Origin of the sequence: Mycolicibacterium llatzerense, assembly GCF_000878195.1 — a bacterium.
In the GTDB taxonomy this organism is placed as follows: domain Bacteria; phylum Actinomycetota; class Actinomycetes; order Mycobacteriales; family Mycobacteriaceae; genus Mycobacterium; species Mycobacterium llatzerense.
Genome location: NZ_JXST01000049.1, coordinates 20,604 through 41,156 on the forward strand (window position 1 = coordinate 20,604; position 20,553 = coordinate 41,156).

General features: G+C 65.5%; 15 protein-coding genes. 6 read left to right on the plus strand and 9 right to left on the minus strand.

Going from position 1 to position 20,553, the window contains the following annotated elements; genetic code table 11:
* Nucleotides 1-59: 59 nt before the first annotated feature.
* From TL10_RS32055 to TL10_RS25580, 7 genes are all read right to left on the minus strand, one after another.
* On the minus strand, nucleotides 60-6,167 hold the full coding sequence (locus tag TL10_RS32055; protein ID WP_110789218.1) for a helicase-like domain-containing protein: 6,108 nt from the start codon (nucleotides 6,165-6,167) through the stop codon (nucleotides 60-62).
* 257 nt (nucleotides 6,168-6,424) lie between these two features.
* Nucleotides 6,425-7,033 carry a hypothetical protein gene (locus tag TL10_RS31820; protein ID WP_234711539.1) on the minus strand — a complete coding sequence of 203 codons (609 nt, stop codon included), beginning with the start codon at nucleotides 7,031-7,033 and terminating at the stop codon, nucleotides 6,425-6,427.
* A 193-nt stretch (nucleotides 7,034-7,226) separates the two neighbouring features.
* A complete protein-coding gene (locus TL10_RS25560; protein ID WP_131630812.1) occupies nucleotides 7,227-8,156 on the minus strand; it encodes a hypothetical protein in 930 nt (309 codons plus the stop codon).
* 160 nt (nucleotides 8,157-8,316) lie between these two features.
* Entirely contained in the window at nucleotides 8,317-8,982 is a 666-nt protein-coding gene (locus TL10_RS25565) for a Fic/DOC family protein (protein WP_052506540.1), read from the minus strand.
* Between the two features lie 24 nt (nucleotides 8,983-9,006).
* Nucleotides 9,007-9,243, minus strand: coding sequence for an antitoxin VbhA family protein (locus TL10_RS25570; RefSeq protein WP_043987860.1), 237 nt, complete (start codon nucleotides 9,241-9,243; stop codon nucleotides 9,007-9,009).
* 91 nt (nucleotides 9,244-9,334) lie between these two features.
* On the minus strand, nucleotides 9,335-10,045 hold the full coding sequence (locus tag TL10_RS29830; protein ID WP_052506541.1) for a hypothetical protein: 711 nt from the start codon (nucleotides 10,043-10,045) through the stop codon (nucleotides 9,335-9,337).
* A 9-nt stretch (nucleotides 10,046-10,054) separates the two neighbouring features.
* The gene (locus TL10_RS25580; RefSeq protein WP_052506542.1) at nucleotides 10,055-10,969 is read right to left on the minus strand and encodes a ParA family protein; all 915 of its coding nucleotides are present in this window, start codon (nucleotides 10,967-10,969) and stop codon (nucleotides 10,055-10,057) included.
* A 2,004-nt stretch (nucleotides 10,970-12,973) separates the two neighbouring features.
* Between TL10_RS25580 and TL10_RS29835 the strand changes: the two genes are divergently transcribed.
* Together TL10_RS29835 and TL10_RS25590 are read left to right on the plus strand one after the other, a co-directional pair.
* Complete coding sequence (locus TL10_RS29835; RefSeq protein WP_131630814.1) at nucleotides 12,974-13,834, plus strand: hypothetical protein; 861 nt, start codon at nucleotides 12,974-12,976, stop codon at nucleotides 13,832-13,834.
* Between the two features lie 17 nt (nucleotides 13,835-13,851).
* Entirely contained in the window at nucleotides 13,852-14,457 is a 606-nt protein-coding gene (locus tag TL10_RS25590; RefSeq protein WP_157850394.1) for an RES family NAD+ phosphorylase, read from the plus strand.
* 62 nt (nucleotides 14,458-14,519) lie between these two features.
* On the opposite strand, the gene TL10_RS25595 is transcribed toward TL10_RS25590, so the two are convergent.
* Nucleotides 14,520-14,978 (minus strand): hypothetical protein, encoded by a 459-nt coding sequence (locus tag TL10_RS25595; RefSeq protein ID WP_082068087.1) that lies wholly within the window; start codon nucleotides 14,976-14,978, stop codon nucleotides 14,520-14,522.
* A 256-nt stretch (nucleotides 14,979-15,234) separates the two neighbouring features.
* Between TL10_RS25595 and TL10_RS25600 the strand changes: the two genes are divergently transcribed.
* Entirely contained in the window at nucleotides 15,235-15,531 is a 297-nt protein-coding gene (locus TL10_RS25600) for a hypothetical protein (RefSeq protein WP_043987863.1), read from the plus strand.
* A 56-nt stretch (nucleotides 15,532-15,587) separates the two neighbouring features.
* Here TL10_RS25600 and TL10_RS25605 read toward each other — a convergent pair whose 3' ends face one another.
* The gene (locus TL10_RS25605; protein ID WP_043987865.1) at nucleotides 15,588-17,555 is read right to left on the minus strand and encodes a hypothetical protein; all 1,968 of its coding nucleotides are present in this window, start codon (nucleotides 17,553-17,555) and stop codon (nucleotides 15,588-15,590) included.
* Nucleotides 17,556-18,316: 761 nt separating this feature from the next.
* On the opposite strand from TL10_RS25605, the gene TL10_RS25610 reads away from it, so the two are divergent.
* The 3 genes from TL10_RS25610 to TL10_RS25620 all read left to right on the plus strand — a co-directional run.
* Nucleotides 18,317-18,766, plus strand: coding sequence for a hypothetical protein (locus TL10_RS25610; protein ID WP_043987866.1), 450 nt, complete (start codon nucleotides 18,317-18,319; stop codon nucleotides 18,764-18,766).
* 68 nt (nucleotides 18,767-18,834) lie between these two features.
* Nucleotides 18,835-19,149: a hypothetical protein gene (locus tag TL10_RS25615; protein WP_043987867.1), complete on the plus strand. Its 315-nt coding sequence runs from the start codon at nucleotides 18,835-18,837 to the stop codon at nucleotides 19,147-19,149.
* A gap of 9 nt (nucleotides 19,150-19,158) precedes the next feature.
* A partial coding sequence (locus TL10_RS25620; protein WP_043987868.1) for a hypothetical protein occupies nucleotides 19,159-20,553 on the plus strand: 1,395 nt, incomplete at its 3' end.

Sequence of the window (20,553 nt, forward strand, 5' to 3'; positions counted from 1 at the left end):
TCGCCCCGCAGCCGAACAAGCCCAGCAGGCAGCACGAGTTCCACCAGTGGACCGGGCGCTCACCGACCGAGGCCGGTGTTCTCCTGGGGATTGCGGTCACGGTCGCTGGTTCGTCCTGAGTGGTCATGGCCGGCACTGTTGTGACGGTCGATCAGGCGCTGGAGCACGGTTTTGGCCCCGTCGGGTAGGCCTGTGTCGCTGAGGTCCAGTCGTTCGAGTGTGTTGTCCGGCAACGGGACTGGCCGCAGCGTCTGCGCCACGGTGTGCAGGTCGGTGCCGTTGGCGGCGATGTCTCGCAGGCGCTCTGCGGTGGTTTCCGGTGTTGAGCGGAATTCCACGATCACTTCCAGCGAGTCCTCGTCGGGCGCGGTGACGGTGACTTCGTCCACGGGGATGTCGGCGTCCTCGCAGCCGTTGAAGAATTCTTCGGCGTCGATTTCGCTCTCGGCGCGGAAGGAGAACACGCTGTGTTCGGGGCCGGGTTCGTCGCGCGCGCTGCCGTCGTTGGTCTGCATGGCTGCTTGTTCCCTCTCCCGCTCGCGTTCGCGTTGCTTGTTGACGTATTCGGTGGCGCGGTGCTGCTCCATGAGCAGTGTGGCGGCCCGGTAACTCGTGGCGTCGGGTAGGCCCGATTCGGCGATCAGCGCTGGTGTTGGATTGAGTTCGAGGCTCCAGCCGGGTTGACGGCCGGCTTCGAGCATCCGTTCTTCTGCGGCGCGGGCTTTGGCTTGGGCGGCTTCGCTTTGGGCTTCCATGCGCAGTTGGGCGCTCAGGGTGCTCAGTTCGAGGCGTTTGGCTTCAAGTTCGTCGGCGTGCTCGAACTCGCCCAGGCTGGTGTTGTCGAAGTCGTCCAGCTCGCCTTGCAGTCTGGCCGCGCGTGTTTCCAGGCGGGTGCGGTGGTTGGGAATGTCCTTGTAGGCGTTCTCCATCCGCTGTAGGAGCCCTCGGGCTTTCGCGGCGTGGGTGTCGCCGCCGATGGTGGGTGCGGTGGCCAGAACTTCGGCGTCCTCGATGGTGACGGTGGTCGATGGGACGTCGAGCTTGAGCCACAGTTCGCCGCGGACGTAGCTGCGGCTGGCGGTGATGGTGATGCCGTTGATGGTGGCGTCCAGGGGGCGGGATTGCAGGCTGCTAGCGTTTTTCAGTTTCAAGAAGGCATCACGGCAGGCGGCGGCGAACGGTTCGGCGGCGTCTTTGCGTTCGGCGAATGCCTGGCCGGCCACGGTGACGTGCACGGGTTTGTCAGCGCGTGCGGTGACGTCGGCGAAGATCGGCTCCATGTTGGCGAGTTCTTGTTTCGTGGCGGCCAGTTCGCGTTCGGTGTCGCGGCGCTGTCGGTCTCGTCGGGCGCCGGCGTCCAGGTGGGCGTTTTCTAGGGCGGTGAGTCGTTTGACGTCGTCGTCGAGCTGGACCTGCTTGACGTACCGGGGATCGCCGGTGGCGATGGCTTTGGTTTCGGCCGCCGCGCCTGAGATATCCCCTCCCCCAAGGTCTTCGATTTCGTCGACGTCGACGTTCTCGCGCTTGACCTGTTCGATGAATTTGGCTTTGGCTTCCACTTTCTGCCACATGACGGTGTCGAACGCACCCTCGGTGACGTAGGTGAGGATTTCGATTTCGTCGTTCTGGTTGCCTTGGCGGATGATGCGTCCTTCGCGCTGTTCTAGATCTGCTGGCCGCCAGGGGACGTCGATGTGGTGCAGTGCGGTGGCGCGTGTTTGGACGTTGGTGCCGGTGCCCATCTTCTCGGTTGAGCCGATCAGCACAGAGATTTCGCCGCTGCGGCAGCGGTGCTGCAAGGCGAGCTTGTCGGCCGGTTTGACAGCTTCGTGGATGAACGCGATCTTGTCGGCGGGCATGCCGCGAGCGACGAGTTCGTCGCGGATCGCGCCGTACATGGTGAACTGCCGCTTGTCTTTTGATGGTGTTCCACGGTCGCAGAACACGATCTGCAGGCCGCCGCGAATGGGTGAAATGTCCCCGGTGTCGGCGTCGCGGTAGACGCGGTCGGCGGTGGCATGGTGGATGCGCATGATCTCGTCGGCCGCGCGGCCTGCTCGGGACTCTTGCGGTGCGGGCAGGTTCGCCATCCGGGGGTCCAGGCTGACGTTGCGGCCGTCGTTGGCGCACTTGAGGGTGTTGTCTTTGTCGGGTCGGCGCGGGTCCAGGTGGTCCAGGCGCCAGCCGAGGTCGGTGATGAAGTCTTTGACGACCTGGTCGGGGGTCAGGCTGATGACGCTGCGGTGGCCATCGACCAGTGTCGGCAACTGCATGGGTACTTCGTCGCGGGTGACGACGTCGGTGAAGATCGACGACAGCGCGAGCAGCTCGGGCAGGTTGCAGAACTTTCCTACTCGGGTGACCGGGCGCAGTGATGTTCCGGTGGCGTTGAATTCGACGGTGCTGACGGTGGTGGTGAAGTTGGCGCCCCAGTCGTTGATGTCGGCGACGCCGGCGGCCGCCAGCAGGTCGGGTCGCAGATAGTTTTGCATCACCCAGAGTTCGCCGAGGCTGTTGGCCACGGGGGTGCCGGTGGCGAAGGTGGCGACACGTTCGACGATCTGGTCCTCGCGCAGTCCTGCGGCGCGGCCTTCCTGGCGGCGCCGTTCGCGCAGTACGTTGAGTTTCATGGCGAGGTCTTCGGCGCGCTGCGCACCGCTGGCGCATGAGAGTTCTTCGATATTGCTCAGGCGCCCTTTGTTTTTGAACATGTGGGCCTCGTCTATGACGAGGTAGTCGCACCCGCTTTGCTCGAACCGCAGACCCTTGTCTTTGCGCTCCTGTTTGGTCAGGTCTTTCAGTCGAGCGTCCAGGCGCTTCTTCTGCGCCTCGATGCGTTTCTTGCTGACCGAGGTCGCTGCGCGATCCTTGTTGTTGTCGAGTTCGTCGAGATGGCGCTGAATGTGGTCGCGGAGGGTGTCGTCGTTGACTCCGATTTTGCTGAAAAGACTTTGGGGCACGATGACCATGTCCCAGTCGGCGGCCGCGGATTGGGAGACGAACCGGCGACGGTCCTCGGGGTCGGTTCCGGCGGCGCCGAGCAGGATGCGTGCCGCTGGATACCACTGGGCGGCTTCGCGGCCGACCTGCTCGATGATGTGGTTGGGCACCACGAACCAGGGCTGCGATACCAGGCCGAGGCGCTTGAGTTCCATCATGCCCATCAGGGCAGACCCTGTCTTGCCGGCGCCCACGACGTGGTCCAAAAGCACTGTCGGTTCGGCGATTATCCTCGCCACCGCGTCGCGTTGGTAAGGGTGCGGGGAGAATTTCTCGGACAGTCCCGGCAGTGTCAGGTGCTCGCCGCGGTGCTTGGGGGCGACCAGGCTGTTGAATCGGCGGTTGAACTCGGCGACCAAGATGTCGCGGCGGGTGTCGTCGGCGAAAATCCATTTCTGGAATGCCTGGGTGATCTTGGTGGCTTTGGCCTGCGCTGCCGATGTAGCCTCGAAATCCATGGCTGGTCCGCCGGTTTCGGCGACGACCTCGGCGGGACGGTTGACCACAATGGGTTTGGAGTTGCACAGGGCGTCGAGCAGTTCGATTGCGTCTTTGGAATCGGTGCCCCAGGTTTCGGTCATGGCGACTGTGCCGCGTTCACGCTGCGCGCATTCGATTGACCAGGACCCGGCGACGTGGTCGGCGGTGACCCGCTCGGCGCCGAACGTCTCCTTGGCGAACTGGGCGATGTATTTCGCGTCGATCCACGGGGCTCCGGGCCGCGTCTTGATCTGGGAGGCTTCCTTATCGCGGGGCATCACCTCGCGCAGCGCGGTCACGTACTCGTCGTAGACCGGGTTGCGCTGCGCGGCATCGGTTGCGGCGGCGAGTTTTTCGCGCACATTGCCTGATAGTGCCGTTACTGCCGGCACCAGTTCGTCAGGGTCGTACAGCGACGGGTAGGCCATGCCGCGCAGCTGCTCGTGGGCGGTGTCGGTGTCGACGCCCAAAAGCGTGGCGATGTAGTCGATGTCGATGCGGTGCCGCTGGTCCATGCTGATGGCCAGGGCGTCACTGATGGTGGCGGCGGCCTCGGGCACGGTGCGGGCGGTGAGGACATCGACTGAGAAGATCGGGGCCTTGGTGGCGACGCCGGTGAGCTCGTTGAAGATCTCCAAGCTGGCCACGTGTGCCCAGCCGGGATCGTCTTTCATCCCGCCTTCGAGGTGGGGCCGGCGCTTGAACGGGCTGGCCGGTTCCCACGCCTCTTCCGACCACTGCTCGCGCAGATGCTCGGGGACCGGCCCGCGATACGGAACACCGTCCTCGCCGTGGCTTTTGCGCCATCGCTCTTCGGCCTTGGCGACCTTTCGGTCGTGCGATTCCTGCGTGGGCGGGGCGGGGTAAATCCACTTGAACCGATTGACGGCGCCGTGTTCGGCGACGTAGGCGTCGTAGAGGCGGTTGAGGTGCGCGCGTAGCTGCTCGCGCACCTCAAGTGGCTGATCGTCGCGCTGGGAGGCGATCACCGACTGGGCGGCGTCGCGCAGCTCGATGAGCGAACGAGTCTCGCGCAAGCGCTTTTTCGGGAGACGCTGCTCAACCCAGGCGTATTCGTTCCACCGTTGGATGCTGTCGGTGGCTTCGTTGTAGCGCAGCGTGTCCGGGATGGGGCGTTCGGCACGGTCGGCGGCGGTGAGCAACCCGGGATCGAACACGGTGGCGTCAACGTCGATCAGCGATTCCGGGGTGGCCGTCAGGCCACGGCCGCGGTCCTGGGCGTGCTCGATGATCGCACCCAGCCGGTTACGCACCTGGCCGGCCAACTCGTCGGCGCTGTGGTCCCCCACGACTTTGAGGGTCGCCGATCCGTGGATGCCCTGGCCCAGGGCCAGCCGCCCCAGGACGTTTTCTGGGTGGTTGCGGAAGTACTCGTTGATGTTGAGCGCGCCCTCGACATGCTCGGGCTTGAACACGCCGTCGTCGACGAGCTGCTCGACGTCCTCGAGGACGAGGGTTTCGGTGTCGATCCACCGGGTCATGTCCTCGTCGGCGGCGGCGTCAATGTCTTTGCGGCGCAACACCAGTATGTCGGTGACGACTTCGGTGCCGGCGACACGCTTGAACGCGGTCGACGGCAGCCGCACCGCGCCGACCAGCTCCGCCTGGGCGGCCATCGCGCGACGGGCCCGGGTGTCCATGCTGTCCATGGTGTAGCGGGAGGTGAGCACGGTGACGTACCCACCGGGCGCGGTCAGGGCAATGGCCTTGTTGATGAAATGGTTGTGGATCGAGAATCGGCCCGGATTGTGGGCCGGGTCCACCAGGGCGAAGTTGCCGAACGGGACGTTGCCGACGACGGCGCTGAACGACGCGGTCGGTACGCGGGTGGTTTCGAAGCCTTCGGCGCGGATTTGGGCGTGGGGGTACAGGGCGGCGGCGATGGCGGCGGTCATGGGGTCGTTCTCGACGCCGACCATCACCGCGTCCGGGGGTGCCAGGCCGATGAAATTGCCTGAGCCGCAGCCGGGTTCGAGGACGCGTCCGCCGCTGAATCCGGCGTCCCGCACGGCGTCCCACATGGCCTGGGCGATGGCCGGGTCGGTGTAGTGGGCGTTGAGGATGCTCGCTTCGGCGGCGCGGTAGCCGTCTGGGCCGAGGATGTCGCGCAGGTGCTCGCGCTCGCGTGCATAGTTGTCGCTGCGCCGATCGAACAGGTCCGCGCAGGCGCCCCACCCGGACCAGCTGGCCAGCACCTCTTGCTCAACGGCGGTGGCGGGCCGGTCCTCACGCCGGAGGCGTTCGATGACGTCGATAGCGGCGAGGTTGGCCTGGATTCGGGCTTTGGTGCCCGAGGGGACGCGGACGTTGGTGCCGGGCCGGAACGTGATGGGTTCGGCGGCGACCGGGGCCTCGGCCGCGGGCGTTTCTGCCGCGTCGGCGACGATTTCGGTTCGGGCAGGAGCGGTTTCGACGTTCGCGGGTGTCGCCGCTGCGGCAGCAGTGGTGACCGTGGTTGGCGAGAGTGTGGGCGTGGGGGCCGTGTCAGTGGGGTGTTGGTGCCGGGGCTCCGGTGGGGTCCGGCGCTCGGATGGGCCGGTGAAGAGCCGGCCGACGACCGGTTCGGGTCCGGTGGCGGCTTCGATGTAGGCGCGTCCGGTGGCGCTGTGGAACTCCGCGGTGGTCTCGTCGCGGGTGTACTCGTCGTAGCCGCCAAGGTCGCGCACCGTGGTGACAGCGGCGGCGATGTCGCCGGCCAGGTCGGTGGCAGTGATGGTGCCGGTGGCCAGGTCGGTGTAGACGATCCGGTAGCCCCGGGCGGCCGGGGCTGGCGCCGGGATCGGCCGAATGGGAAGGTCTGCCGGCGCCGCGGTGACTGGGGTGGGGATGCGCGGCGGCGGCAGCGGGGTGCCGCCGGGGTCGATGCTGCGCGGGTCGGTGGGCTGGTCGAAGTCCTCGAAGAGGGAGAGCTGTGGCTCGGGTGTTACTGCTCGGGGTAGCCGTCGGCCACCAGGTCCGCGTACACCAGCGGTGCCAGTTCCGCTGCCAACGGATGTCGGGGGCCGTCCGGTACCGGAAGCTGGTCCTCGATTCGGGCGATCAGCAGGTACGCCGCCTTGATGCGGAACATCACCGAGAAGTCCGGGTCCGGCCACACCATCTCGGCCAGCGCGTCGATCTGCTCCCCGGGGTCCGTTCGGTAGCGGGCGTCGTTCCACCGCAGATTCCACGGCACCTGGCTCGCGGGCACCGGCTGGTGCAGCGGCGGGTCGACCGGCACCGTCTGCTCCGGTTCCTCCTCCTGCTCGATCAGGTCGTACAGCTCCTGGCGAACGATCAGCTCCCGGGCGTTCTGCAATGCGGTCTCCCGGAGCCGGACTGTGGTCAGGTAGTCCGGGTGTGCTCCCTGTCGTTCGGTCCAGCTCTCGATCGCGGTGCTCGCCAGCTGGTCGGCCAGCTCCGAGGCCATCCGGTCCAGCCGTGCTGTCTCGGCGGCCAGGTGCTGTTCGGTCTGTTCGGGCGTCCAGTCCTCCGGCAGCGGCAGCCACCTCGGGTACACGTCGTTGACCGCCTGGCGCATCCATTCGGTCACGGGTGTCGTCGCCTTCCTCGATGCTGAACAGATCCGGCTGGTTGGTGTTGTGCCTGCGCGCCATAGCGTTCTCCCGGTACCGCTGGTCATGAGTTGTCCTCGTGATCTGCGGCATCGACCGGGATGGCCGTGCCCGTGCCCGGCGCCACCGTGGTGGTCGCCTGTGGTGTGCGCCGCTGGGACGCGGTCGTCGTCATGATGATGGCGACGATGGTGTTGTCGGGGTGCTGACTGGTCTGGGCGAGCCCAAATCCTCGACCACCAAGTATGCCTGGGTCAGTGCTTGGTCGATGTCCTTGATCTGTTGGTCCAGGGTGAGTTGCTGTCGCTCGGCGCGGCTTTTGAGCACTTTGAGCTTGTCGATCACGGAGGTGACCGGGACCAGTGCGGGGTGCGGCTTGATTTCGATCCGCCGGTTGACGGGGGTACCGCCTTTGAGCGCGGCCAGCGCCGAGCCCGGCTCCCACATCAGGTGGGTGTCGAGTCGCTCCAGGGTTTCAGGGCTGGTCTGATACCCGCGTTTGCCGAGCGTGGCCAGTGTGGTGCGTCCGGGTCCGCCCACGGCAGCGAGCCGGCTTTTGGTCATCTGGAGCTCAAGGAGCCGCTTTTCGATCCACATTCCGAGGTTCTCGAAATCGTCTTCGGCGTCGGGGTTGATCACCGGCCGAGGGCGCTTACCGACCTGAGCCTCACGGGGCGTGGGCATCGAGCCGAACATGATGGCGTGCGCCGAGCCCGACTCCCACGAGCACAGGTCGTCGAGTTTGGACAGCACGTTGCGGCCCGGGACCCGGATTTCTTTGCCGTCACCTCGTGGTTTACCGAGCAAGTTGAGTGTGGAGCGGGACACCAGGCCAAGTTTGCTGGCTTCGAGTTGACTCATCCCGAGTTCGCGGAGCCTGTCGTTGACGAACTGCGCCAAACGGGGCACGTCAGGTTTGACGCTGCTGCTGGCCAGCATCTCCACGTGGTTTTGGGTCAGGCCCGTGCGGGCCACAACCTCATCTACGGGGTGGCCTTCGCTGAGCAAGGACCGCGCCAAATCGACTGCGGCATCCTCGTCTAACGGCGCGGCGGTGATGGTCGCCTCCTGGTCTAACCGGTCCGGTGGTCCCCCGTTCACAGGGATAGTACATGTTTCAGTATGGCACCAATAGAGCAACCGCGACACGCCCGCAACACAGTGGTGTTTACGAAAGTTAAGCAAATGGGGCCGGATTTGCAAGACGCATGTGATCGGATGCCGGCGGCGACGGGTCTACCGCTTGAGATGAGCGGCGTAGCTACAGGCCTCGATCGTAGCCTTGCGACTGTGATTTGGGTGGCAGAAACTCTGTGGGGGCGCTGAGGTCGCTGGCCGGCCGGCTGATCTGCTCGAAGACCGGGACCATCCATTCGTGGGTCGGCTCGGTCTGAGACATGTCCGGACACGAGAACGCGGCCCGCTGGACGAACACCTCGCGGGGTATCGCGCTGTAGTCGAGTCCCCGCCCGGCCTGGGCCGCGACAGCGTTCATGAACGCCCGGGTGGCCCGACCGTTTCCCTCCCGGAAGGGGTGTGCGTAGTTGATCCAGCAGTACGTTTGGGCGGCCTTGTCGGCGAATTGCGCGTCGTCCAGGTCGGGCCAGGACGTCTCGGCGACGATGGCCGCTGCGCGGTCGATGCAGGCCGCGATGTTGTCGGTGCTGGCGAAGCTGCTCCACTTGGACACCTCGACTTCACGGAATTCGCCGGCGAAGGGGTACACGTCCTGGAAGAGCCACCGATGCACGCGCCGTAGATGCTCGGCGTCGAAGGTTTCCGGTACCGGTGCCTGGCCGCGCGCGAGCTCCATCCCTCGGCTGTAGGCGAAATGCTGCTCGAGGCGTTCCAGTTCCGCGGCGTCGCGGATACCGAGGTGATTGCGCAGAACGGTGGTGCCCGGCCAGAAGTAGTCGCTCCACTCCACGGGGACGCGAAAGCGAGGCGTGTCTTACGGCTGCGCGTGGTGACGGACGCTGGCGAGCAGCTCGGCCCGGTACTGGTCGCCGGTGATCTTCCCGCTCGCCAGGTCCGCGAGTCGGGCCACGGACTCGCGGTCGGGTGTGTAGCCCTCGATCGCGCCACTGACCACGACGTCATGCACGAGGCGGCGTTCCTGGGGTGACAGGGCGGCCAAGATGTCCTCGTAGGTATCCGCTGGATGCGTGCTGGTGCTCGCCGGGCTCATGTCGCCAAGTCTACCCGCTGGGGGCGACATCCACTCCCCCATTTGCGGCTGTGACGTGCGCATTTGTAGGTCCCGCCTCGGCGTTGGGCGCTCAAGAGGCGGCGGCTTCCTCTGCGTCAACAGCCTTCTTGGACCGGGCCGGGCCGCGACGCCGCTTGAAGTACAAGGTCAGCGCCTCGTCCACAAGAGCACTGCGTGACGGTGCACCCCACTGCGGCACCAGCTGCTCATCGATCGTCCTGGCGTCAGCGGGATTGAGCCCGGTCAGTGCAATCTTCGCCGGCGGAGCGATGTGTCGACGACGCTGCCGAACCACAGGCTGGCGGGTGAACAAGCTTCCCGGCGCTTTCTGGGCAGTGTCCGCTTGCTTCCAGCGGCGGGCCAGCTCCTCCTGGCCGGCGTCGATGGCGTCCAGGACAATCTGGCCGTAAGTGCGAGCCTTGGCGGGGTTCTTCTTCTCGGCCAGGTTCAGGTTGCGGAGCTTGGTCAGGTTGTCGGCGGAGATTTCCGCGGTGGGGTTACCTTCGCCGTCACGGTCGATGGCTTTGGCGACACGGGGGGGCCGGGGAGCCGGCGGGGTGGCAACGCGTGGCGCCCTCTCCCCCGCTGGCCGCGTGGTTTCCACGGGTGCTGGGGGCGTCGGCGTTTCGGCCGGTGTCGTCTGTTCGGCAGCTGCAGGCTCGACGGGCGGTTCAGCGGGGGGTTCCGGCTGTCCGGCCCGGTTGCCGAGGCCAACCCTCGGCATGTACTCATCGAGCTCGTCGTCGTAGGCGGATTCGTCAAAGACACTCTTCTTAGCCATGGGACTCTCCTACTCCTGAACTCCAGCCACAGCCGCCGCCGACCGCTCTTTGACTCGCCTCAGAATCTCGCCTCTGAGCTTCAGGAAATCCTCGGCAACGGCGGCCGGGTCTTTGGCCCAGAGCCTGTCGGTTGCTCCGGCTTTGTTCCGGTTGCGCAGCGCAGTCAGCAGGCCCGCTCTCTGCTCTTCGCTCGGCTTGGCCAGTTCCTGGGCGGTTAGATGCCGTTCCCGCATGTCGACGGCGAGTGCCTGGGAGCTGCGGATGGTCGCTTGGAACGGCTCGATTTCAGATCCGAGCATTTCCTTGACCTGGTTGAAGACGTGTGCCAGCCGCACCGAGGCGTTGGGGTTGACGTCGAAGAGCACGACGCCGATCAGGGTGATGGGAGAACCGTAGCGCTTGGCCCGCCGGTAGCTGGCGGCGAGCTGGCGCACACCGTTCAGGGAGCCGTTGTCCTCTTTGGTTGGCACCACCAGGTAGCGGCAGACCTGCATCAGCGCGATGAGGAGCACTTTGTCGCCGTGCCCAGAGTCGACAAGGATGATGTCGTACTGTTCGCGTGCGCACAGTTCAGAGAGTGCAACTTCGAAGTTTTCCGCCAAGTCGACAGTCTCGCCAGCTGCGGCAACAGCCGTGGACACCTGGCCGATCGCAGGCCCGCCCATCAGAATGTCCAGGTTTGGGCGGATGTTGCGGTACGGCTCGAGCTTTACCCCGCCACGCAAGCCGTATTGCAGGACGATGGCGAGGTTGCGGCCCTGGTCGGACTGATCTTCCGGTACCCCGAGATCGTCCGCGGTGAGGTTTCCCTGCTGGTCGGCGTCGATGACCAGCACTTTTCTGCCGGTTCGGGCAATCGCGACACCGAGGTTCGCCACCGTTGTGGTCTTGCCATTGCCACCCTTCTGCGTGGCGAAGAGCACGGAATCTGGGAGCTCTGTCATGCGGCCGATACTAGCTCCACATGCGAATTGCTGTCCACGTCGCACTACCCATGGTGACACGATTGTTACATCGTTAGGCCACACGCGTCACTATACGGACCGGTATCCGTGTCGCTGACTGCGTCGCATCACTCATGAGCGCACGTATCTCCAAAGCTGTCGAACTGCGCTTGTATGTAGGAATCGTGACCGGGAGGAAGACGCGGTTCCCTACACGCACCTCTGTACGGCTGACGAGACCTGTACTCCAACGCTTTATGGCGGGGCTTACCATCGACGTCAGCAAACGGGTAGTAGCGGGTTCCCACGCATGCATCGCGAAGCGGGAAGTGAACCACTTCCCTACTGGGATATCGACACGGGTCCCGACGTGATCAGCAAAACCGCACGGTTTCAGGTAAACGGCACGTGTCGTGCGCCGTACATCCACAGATGACGGAATACGTTGCTGAATCCCCTTAACAACATGGCTGCCAAACCGTTTCCGACTACGGCTAGCTATACGCTTACTGTTACGGCTGACCATGGGTTATTTCTCCCCTAAGTGCAGCTAGCTGCAGAGCCGTGCCAGCATTCGTGGTACCTGCCGCGTGATTAGCGGCGTTAGCCTGGGTGTGATTATCCGGCTGCATAGCGGTCTGCGCATAGCTGGCGTGTAGTGCATGGGGGAGTGGAGGCGGCCCCCCAGCGTGTGCCAGAACGTCCGCCGAGTGCGTACAGGGGCTGCGGATACGCATCAGGAGCATCATCACGCCTGATCAGGAGCGGTATTTCCCTGCATTGCACTCATCGAACGTAAACCCGACAAGCGCTAGGGTGCGGCAGCGACACGGACAGAGCAGGCCACAACACCTCAATCCTCACCGCTCCCAGTGCTTCGCGGTGCAGCCGACGGCGGCCAACGCCGAGGGGCTGGACCCGCTCGGCATAGATAACAGGTGACGCCTGCTTGGCGCAACGGACGAGCAGGGGAGGGGTTGCACGAAACCAGAACTGTCCGATCACCTGGTGACAGCAACGCCCGGCGAACGCAATCAGTTGCCGTCACGAACACACTCAATGGGACGGAAAGAGTGAGGCGAGATTCGCACAATCGTGACAGACGAGAACACAGGTTCTTCGCCATCATTCGCACTGGTACCGCGCACCCTCGTTGGACGTTCAGGAGACAGTTAAGTGGAGTCAGAAGGTGTCCCTATCTGGGCAGCATGTGGCCCTCACAAAGGAACGCTGCATCGCAGCCCTCCAGGGGTCGCGCGTCGAAACGCCGGGACCTTCCTCGGGGTCCGCAATTTCCACCTGATAGTCCGCCGATGAGGGTCACACGATCGGTCAGGAGTGCCGACCACCGAGAGGCAACAACGGGGACCGCCTCAACTGATCTTGATTGGGCGACCAGTGCCTCGATGCCGTGGCGCTGTACGACGGTCGTGCATGCAGTCTGCCTCGTCGTAGCGAGCAAGGCTCCATCGTCATTACGGCCACGGAATGCTCGCGAAGCGGCGCGAGGTCACACCCCTGCTGTTCGAATGCCGCCGCCCGCGCGCCCGCACGCGGTGGCCGGACTCGGCGGTCCGCCAGAGCCGCCCGCGGAGTTGGATTTCAGACACTATGTCGGCAGGGCGGAAGGGAAGGGGCTGACTACCCGAAAACGCGCCGACCTGCGGAAACGCCACACTCCGATAAGGCGTCCACACCGCCGGACCCGCGGAATCACGCCTGATCTGTCGGCTACGGCACGCAGGGCGCTCTCGGCACCCGACCCCTTACCTGGGCTGTGTTTGCGCCGCTGCGTGGACACCAGCGGGTTTTCCCAGGTCGCGGCTCTCAAGCGTGTCCTGGCCGGGCCGGTCATCAGTTCTCGACGCCGCGCAACAGAGTGAGATCGATCCTCCGCGGCGGCGCCGGCTGGCGCATCGTGTTGAGCCACGGTGGCGGCGCGGCCGATATGGTGGACGTGGCAAGGATCGGAGGTGAGTGGCCATGGCGGACGATGTTCGCGGCGAGGTGACTCGCGTTGGCGCGAACTTGCGAGCAGGTACTCACTACATTGTCGTGCCCGACGGGATGCTCAAGCCGAAAGGCTTCGATCGCGAGGTCGCGCTGCACCGTGCCAAGGACGCGAAGCTTGTTGCCACGCAGGGGAAGAGGCGGCGGCATCGTCAGATTCGTGGATGGAAGCGCGCGGCCCCCGTGCGGGAACCGTCACCGCCGATCGTGGTCGAGGGCATCAGGTACGCGCAACCAGACTGGGTTGCCAATATCCCTGGCACGCCCAAGCTGCTCGTCGCCGCGCCTGGCCACGACGTGACCACCGAGGCCCCGGCCAACGTGCGGGAATACGCCGACCAGCTATTGGCGATCATCGAAGTCAAGTTGAAGGCCCAGCTGAGCACGATCAACGCTGCTGACATTGATCTAGCCGTGCTCGGCCCAGTCGATGCCGTAGCCGAGAATATGCTCTCTCAGCTGCCTGCAAGTCACCCATTCGACAAGACCATCGGACCGTTCTACGACCTCACCGGCGCGGCCAACCGGATGCACGTCTCAGAGGACACGGCGCGGGCTCGGGCGGCTGCTCATGAGGTTCTGGCGTGCCCCACCGCCGAGGGCGACATGGTGTTTCCGACTTTTCAATTCAATTCCGACGGCGCCGTGGTGGCCGGTCTGGATCGTGTGTTGACCGCGCTGGCGGCGGGTACGGCCGATCACTGGCAGGTCGCGCTGTGGCTCACGACGCCCAACGAGCAGTTGAAGGGCCGCACGCCGGTTGCGGCCTTGCGGGAGGGGGCGTCGGTGGTGCAGGCGGTTGCTGAACAGACTGCCGAGCGCTGGTGCCACTGAGTCGCACAGGACTGGGGTTGCGCAAGCCTCCGGCCAACATCGATGGGTTTCCAACCAAGCAGCTCCGTAAAGGCAAGGCGCTCTATCGGGCTCACCGCAGGGACGTGGGGCCGTGGTGGTTTGCCAGCGACGACGGCGGCCGCTTCAACCTGGACCCGCCGGCGGGAACCTGTTATCTGGCGATCGACGAGGAAACAGCGCTGCGGGAGCGCCTGGGCCGCGCGATGGTCCGGCGGGGAGTGGTGTCGCAGGGCTGGGCTGACGAGACGGTGGTATCGAAGGTGGCTGTGTTCAGGGGCGGTCGCGTCGCGAACACGTGCCACCGTGAGGCGACCAAGCACGGTCTGACCCGCGAGATTGCCACCTACGCCCGGCGCGGCTACGGGCTGACCCGCTTGTGGGCGCGGCGGTTCCACGCACTGGGGCTGCGCGGCATTCTGTACGAGTCCAGGTTCACCACGGTCACCAAGCCGAACGCGTACGCGCTGTTCGACGATGCCGGGGCGAAGTCGTGGCCGGATGATCCAGCCCCGGCATCGGGTGCCGATGCGTGCAGGCGGGCCGGTCTCCAAGTCCTCGGGCCGCCGTCAGGCAAGTCGCTGCGTGTTGTCCGCGGCGTCTGACTGTTGGTGGCCGTGCCAGCGTCGCGATACGAGGGCTGGACGTTGCCGATCGGCGGCCGTTTCTACGTTTTCGCGACCTGGCTCAGGGTAGTGATGGTCTGGCTCAAGGACGCAATCGTGTTCAGGAGCTCGTTCTTATCGTGTTCGAGTCGATCAATGCGCGCTTGAAGTTCATGCTCCCGTCGGCGGGAGGCCTCCAAGTCCGCGCCTTGCAGCAGCACAAGGTGCTCCAAGTCCTGCGTGGGTGCGGCCGTGGCGGGCGGCCACCGTCCGATTGTGCGCAGGTGATTCTCGAAACTGTCAGCGTTCAAGAACCATTGTTCTGCGCCCCGGCGGCCTGCGATGTGCCCGCGCTCGCTCTGCACGGGGGAGTCGTCGCGGCTGGCCAGATCAGTGGCCCAGCGTGGTGTGAAGCCGGCGAGCTTTCCGGCTTGTCCGGCGAGGTAGGCGCGGCGGCCTGTTGGGCTGATCACCTCGCCATGCTCGCCGCCTGGCCACGGCGTCCCCGCTGGGCCGTTCATGGGTGCAACTGTAGCTTATTCCGGAATGATTCCGGCTTTGGTGCAGCAGCTTTCCGCAATCTGAGCACTGTTGCCGTAGCCGCGACACGACTTCCGGCTTCATTCCGGAATCACGCGCGCTCGTTTAGACTCTCAACCAGTAACAAAATGACGTGTGACCTGCTTCAACAGCCCGGCAGTAGAACGGAACGGATTCCGGAATCGGCTCCGTCGCCGCGGTAGTGGATGCACGTCGCAGACAGGAAACGGAGCACGGATGGCCGACAAGTCCAGCACCGCGGTACTTGATGAAGCCTCAGCTCGCCGCAAGCGGCGCCAAGGCTCGGAAACCCGCAAGTTGAATGCGACCTTGCAGGTCCGCTACAACCAGGATGCTCTTGAAGCTCTGTCTGCGCGCGGGGGCAACCGTCTACCCGAGCTGATCCGGCAATACGGGGATTACCTGACTGAAATGCTGCCGGTTGCCGATGCCATGGGTGTTGACCCGTTGGAGTTGTTGCGGAAGACGGCGAGCGCCCTGATCGACGGCGAACAGCACAGGCAAGCCTCCTAACTGCTGCGCGTTAGCCCTTTCTGATTGGGACTGCTGGCGGTTGAGCCTTCCGTCGTCTAGCGGCTAGCGACGATGCGGCCGCCGAGAATTTCGGCCACGAGGTCGAGCGCTTGGCGTTCAGCCTCGATGTCGTTCTCAGCTGGTGGGCCGTGGGCGAGCGCGGCGGCCCAAAAGGTCCGGTCGACCTCGGGGTCCTCGGGGGGCATTGCTCGGGTGATTTTGTTCATTTCGGCGTCGGCGCGGCTCTGGTCGCGATCGGCGAGCCATGCTTGCCATTGGTCACGTTGGGCCCGGTAGCGGGCGATGCGTTCCTGGCGAACGCTGTCGGTGTCGTGGGCGGCGGCAAGGCTGTCGAGTGTTGTTGCACCGGGGGCAACGGTGCCTCGGCCGGTGCGGGTGATCAAGCCGAGGATTTCCAGTGCCGTCAGTGACTCGTCGCCGGCGGTTGCAGACACTCGAGCCGCGGCGAGAATGTCCGCGCGGTTGGTCAACCCGTAGTAGGCGACGAGCTCGTAGACGCGTCGCAGGTGATGGCCGGCGACCCACCAACCGTCGTGGACGGGCTCGATCCGTACCTGTTCGGCCCTGGCCGGGTCGCTGGCGATGCCGTGTGGCGTTGTGAGGGCGTAGTAGTCGGCGTCCCCGTTCACGGCTTGTCGAGTCAAGATGAGGGGTGCTCCCGGGCGGTCTCGCAAGTCGCGCAGCACGCGCCATACCGCATCCGGGCTGAGCAGGCCGGCGCCGAGTGACAGGTTGCGGCCGCCTACTCCTACCACCCAAACCCCGTTGATGAGTTCACCGGCGGTCAGGGCGTGCCAGGCGAGGGTTTGTAGGACGGCGTGCACGGTCCAGCGGTACCGTTTCCCGGCGTATTCGTAGTCGGCCCATTCCATAGCCGTGGACAGCCAGCGCCGTAGTTCTGCCGGTCCCCACGGACCGGTCCGGTTCTCCCCGCTTCCTGCTGTACCCCCCGGTGAGTTCTTCCCCTTGTGCTGCGGGTGGCGGTATTTGAGTGTGTTGGTGCACAGCCAGGTCAGGGCCTTGGTGAAGTCCCTGTCGAGGGCGTTGCCGGCGCGGTGCTGGTACCGGGCGAAGGCTTGGCCGAGGCCGTGCTGCCATGGCCCGCCGGGGGCCATGAGTTCGGCGATGCTGGCGCGGCTGTGGCCGCGCGCGATGGCGGCGCAGATGACGGCCATCCGGGCTTCAGAGGGGCTGTCCCATTGGCGTTGCCCGTTGGCGATGACGCCGTGGACGGCGAAGTCGGTGATTTCCGGGTCGATGGGGTCGTTGCGTACGTAGGCCGGCGCCAGGCGCTGATCGTCGCCGGTGCCGGTGCAGTACGCGTCGATGGCGACGGTGCCGGCCTGTGTTGGGGCGTCTGGTTCGGCGGGGTCGATCGGTCGGGGCTTGACGGCGCCGAGCAGCTCGTAGAGGCGGGGCAGGAGGCTGGGCTCCGAGCGGGTGGCGAACGCCTCGACGGCGTCGGCGAGGGTCCCGTCGAGTTGGCGGTACCCGCCGTTCTTGGCCGGTGTTCCTGGTGCGCTCAGGCAGGCGTATTGCGGGTCGGTGGTGTTGGGGTTGGAGTCGAGTGTGGGCAGCCGCGCGGCTAGCAGTCGGGCGATGTTTTTCAGCTCGGCGAAGCTGGCTGTGGTGCCGATGGCCAAGGGGCACAACAGGTGGCCGCCGCTGGGGGAGTGGTCGCTGACCACTTTGCCGCCGCAGCGGGTGATCCATTCGGCTGCGGTGGCCATGTCGGCATCGACCTGGGCGCGATCGCCGCGTTTGTCGTCGAAATCCAGGTACAGGAGTGCGGTCCGCAGGCCTTTGCGCGTGAATGGGTACAGCGCGGCGGGCCGGGTGGGCAGCGTCTTGGTCAGGTCCGCGGTGTCAGAGAATTTGCCGGTAGCCGGGTTGTAGAGGCGCATCGAGCGCCGGCCAGGCGCGCTGATCAGTGGTGCAAGGGTCTTCCAGACACGCTCGGGTGACTCTGGAGCGACCGATGGGTGGGCTGCGGTCACCGTCATGGCTGGTGCGGCAGCGCTGTATCGGCCGCCGGGCGGGTGGGCCAGGCGGTGCGGTGGTTGTCTCTGGGTGAGCAATCCGGTTGGTCACAGTTTGCGCAGTCCCCTAGACCTGGTTGTGGGTATGCGCTACCGTGAGGACTGCTTGAGCTGGTTGGCATCAAAGCGCCCTTCTAAAGGGTGGTGCGGAGGCACCGAACACCTGAGCTGCTACTCGGGTGACAAGTTCAGAAGCGTTTACCCTCGGCCGCTAACCGGGGGTTTCGCTTTTTCTGGGTCTTGGTGGGCCTACCGCGTATGGATATGCAGTTGTGGTGTGCTGACTGTTGGTGACGCCCGATGCTGCGCGGGCTGGCTTGATGTTCCTCTCGTTACCGGTGGGACTCGTGTTGCGGGCAAGTCTGACACTCGGTGCGCGGTAATACCGCGTAGACACGCCGGTCAGGTGGCGAAAGCCAACCCACTGGGCGACCGCCACGCACGGCGGCTCGTTTGGCCCCGGTTGGTAGGTGCTTCGGACTAGGTGCTTTTTCGGCCCTTCTCGGGCGGATGTGAGGGAGGCGGCCGTCAGTGGCCGCACGGATCGCATTTCTCACGGTGAGTTCCCCCTGGATGTGGCCGAAGCCGTCGTGTGGGTCGAGCCGGGACGAACCTGATGCACTCAAACCTTGCGCACTAGACGAATGATGCTACACACTAGGCAATGAGTAAACGCAAGTGACGCAAATTGTTGATTCGCATCTGTGATGTCGAAAGGATTTGGGATGACCGAACCGATAACCCTCGATACCGAGCCCGCGCAGCAGGCTGCCCTGGCCTGGCGTGACTATGGTGACCAGGTGCGGGCCCACGGCCAGAACCACCACCTGACCCTTGATGAGCTGCGCGCGACGGTCGGTGACGCGTACAGCCCCTACGTCGATGCCAAGCAAGCCGAATTGCGGGCCCGCCAAGCCGCCTATGCCCGGGCCGCGGCCATCGCTCATGGCCACGCGCAGCGCCTGTCCAACACGGCCACCATCTTCGAGACCACCGACGATGACGCCGCAGTACGTATGAACGCCCTGCTGGCTGACGGCCCGGAATTCCCTGGGACGCAAAGCATTCGGCCGGTGAGCAACAACACCGTCAGTGACGAGGAAGCCCAGTTGAACGTGGAGAACATGGACCGCATCGCCAAATCCGATCTTCCTGGCGCGGGCATGCAGTTCTAACGGTTCCTCTGTTCAGGGTCTGCGCGACCAGCGACTATTACGAGACGAACTTTCGAAAGGGGTCAGAGATGTCGGAACCGATTTCTCTTGATGACGAGGCCGCCAAGCAGGCGGTCCAGGAGTGGCATGCCTATGCGGACAAGGTGCATGCCCACGGCCAGAACCACCACATGACCCTCGAAGAAATCCGCGTCGCCGTGGGGGACACCTACGCCCCGTTCGTCGCGGCGAAGCAGGCAGAGATGCAGGCCCGCGAAGCGGCCTACGCCCGGGCTGCGGCCACCGCGCGTGGTCACGCGCAGCGCCTGTCCAACACAGCCACCATCTTCGAGACCACCGACGATGACGCCGCGGCGCGGATCAACCGCATCGTGGACGCGTAGCCTGCGATTATGGACTTGAAGGTCGATCCCGACGGTCTGCGCGCCGACGGTGCTGCCCTGGCTGATTCAGCAAGCCAGGGCAGCACCGTCGCGCCATGCCCGGCTGCCGCATCCGACACCGTCTCCACTCATCTTGCAGACACGCTGACGACGTGGATGCAGTCATTGCACACGCTGATGGACCACGCCGGGCAATTGCGGGTCGCCGGCGGGCTGGCGCTGTCCGGTACCGGCACGGACCTGCAATCCATGGACGACACCAACGCCCACCACATCTCCAATGTGATCGACAGCGCGGGATCGGCCCCGGCCTCGGCCCCCGGCGGTCCCGCCGCGTCGCCGCCGATCGTCCCAGCCCCGACGTTGCCGACGCTACCGACGTTGAATCCTCTCGCTCCGATGACCGGCGAACAGGTCTCAGCCCTGGTGCACGCCGGACCGGGGCCGGCCAGCCTGCGCGCGTTCGCAACCCACATCCGGACCACTATCGCCCCGGCGGTGATGACGACAGCGCAGGACGTCCGCAATTCCAGCCAGTCGGTGCACAACCACTGGGATGACGGCCAGACCACGGCGGCCCAGAAGGTCGGCGCGCACGCAGACTGGCTGGAATCGACCCTGCATCCAAGCTTGATGTCGGTCGCTGACGCCGCCGACGCGGCCGCCGATCACACCGACACGCTGATCAAGAACACGCCCACGCCGCAGGAGTTCACTGACCTGCACCAGCGGCTCAATGTGGCGATGGCGAATTACCGGGCTACCGGTGGCCGCAACGCCGCCCAGGTCGCATCCCTGCAATCCGATCTGGCCAACAAGCAGTCCACCGCACTGTCCAGTTATGAGACATTCGCGGCCGCCGCCCCGGCCACCACAGCGGGCGCGGCGCCCCCGGCCCCGGCGCCGCCGATCGTGCACGCGGGCGGCCAGGTCGAGAAGCTCAACCAGACGGCGCACCTCAAGCAGGATGGCCCTGGCCACGGCCCGGCCCATCATGGTCACGGCCCTGGTGACGAAGACTCGCCCGTACCGACCGACGCGCCGCCGGGAACCCCGACCGGTACCCCGCCCGCTGCTGCCGCCGCGGCCGCCCCCGCCGCCGCGGCCGACCAGGCGGCTCCCGGCATGGTCGCCAACGTCGCCGGCATGATCATGGGCGCAGGGGCAGGTGCAGCCGGGCAGGTCGCGGGTACCTTGCATGGGCTCACCGGCGGCGGCTCGCCTCTCTCAGCGTTGTCGAGTCTGTCCTCCCTCCCCGGTTTGGGTGGGATGCCGCAGATGGAGACCCCTCAGCTGCCTGGCGGACCTGGGGACGGCAACGGAGGATCGCCCGAGGGTGACCCGACCGACTTCGGCCCGGGCGAGACCAGCCCGGCATCCGGCGGCGGGGGAGAAGGGGGTGGC

Bases quoted from the DNA above. Each gene is read 5' to 3' on its own strand.
- TL10_RS25570 (WP_043987860.1), bottom strand. From the start codon at position 9,243: ATGAGCCCGGCGAGCACCAGCACGCATCCAGCGGATACCTACGAGGAC.
- TL10_RS29830 (WP_052506541.1), bottom strand. From the start codon at position 10,045: ATGGCTAAGAAGAGTGTCTTTGACGAATCCGCCTACGACGACGAGCTC.
- TL10_RS29835 (WP_131630814.1), top strand. From the start codon at position 12,974: ATGGCGGACGATGTTCGCGGCGAGGTGACTCGCGTTGGCGCGAACTTG.
- TL10_RS25595 (WP_082068087.1), bottom strand. From the start codon at position 14,978: ATGAACGGCCCAGCGGGGACGCCGTGGCCAGGCGGCGAGCATGGCGAG.
- TL10_RS25600 (WP_043987863.1), top strand. From the start codon at position 15,235: ATGGCCGACAAGTCCAGCACCGCGGTACTTGATGAAGCCTCAGCTCGC.
- TL10_RS25605 (WP_043987865.1), bottom strand. From the start codon at position 17,555: ATGACGGTGACCGCAGCCCACCCATCGGTCGCTCCAGAGTCACCCGAG.
- TL10_RS25610 (WP_043987866.1), top strand. From the start codon at position 18,317: ATGACCGAACCGATAACCCTCGATACCGAGCCCGCGCAGCAGGCTGCC.
- TL10_RS25615 (WP_043987867.1), top strand. From the start codon at position 18,835: ATGTCGGAACCGATTTCTCTTGATGACGAGGCCGCCAAGCAGGCGGTC.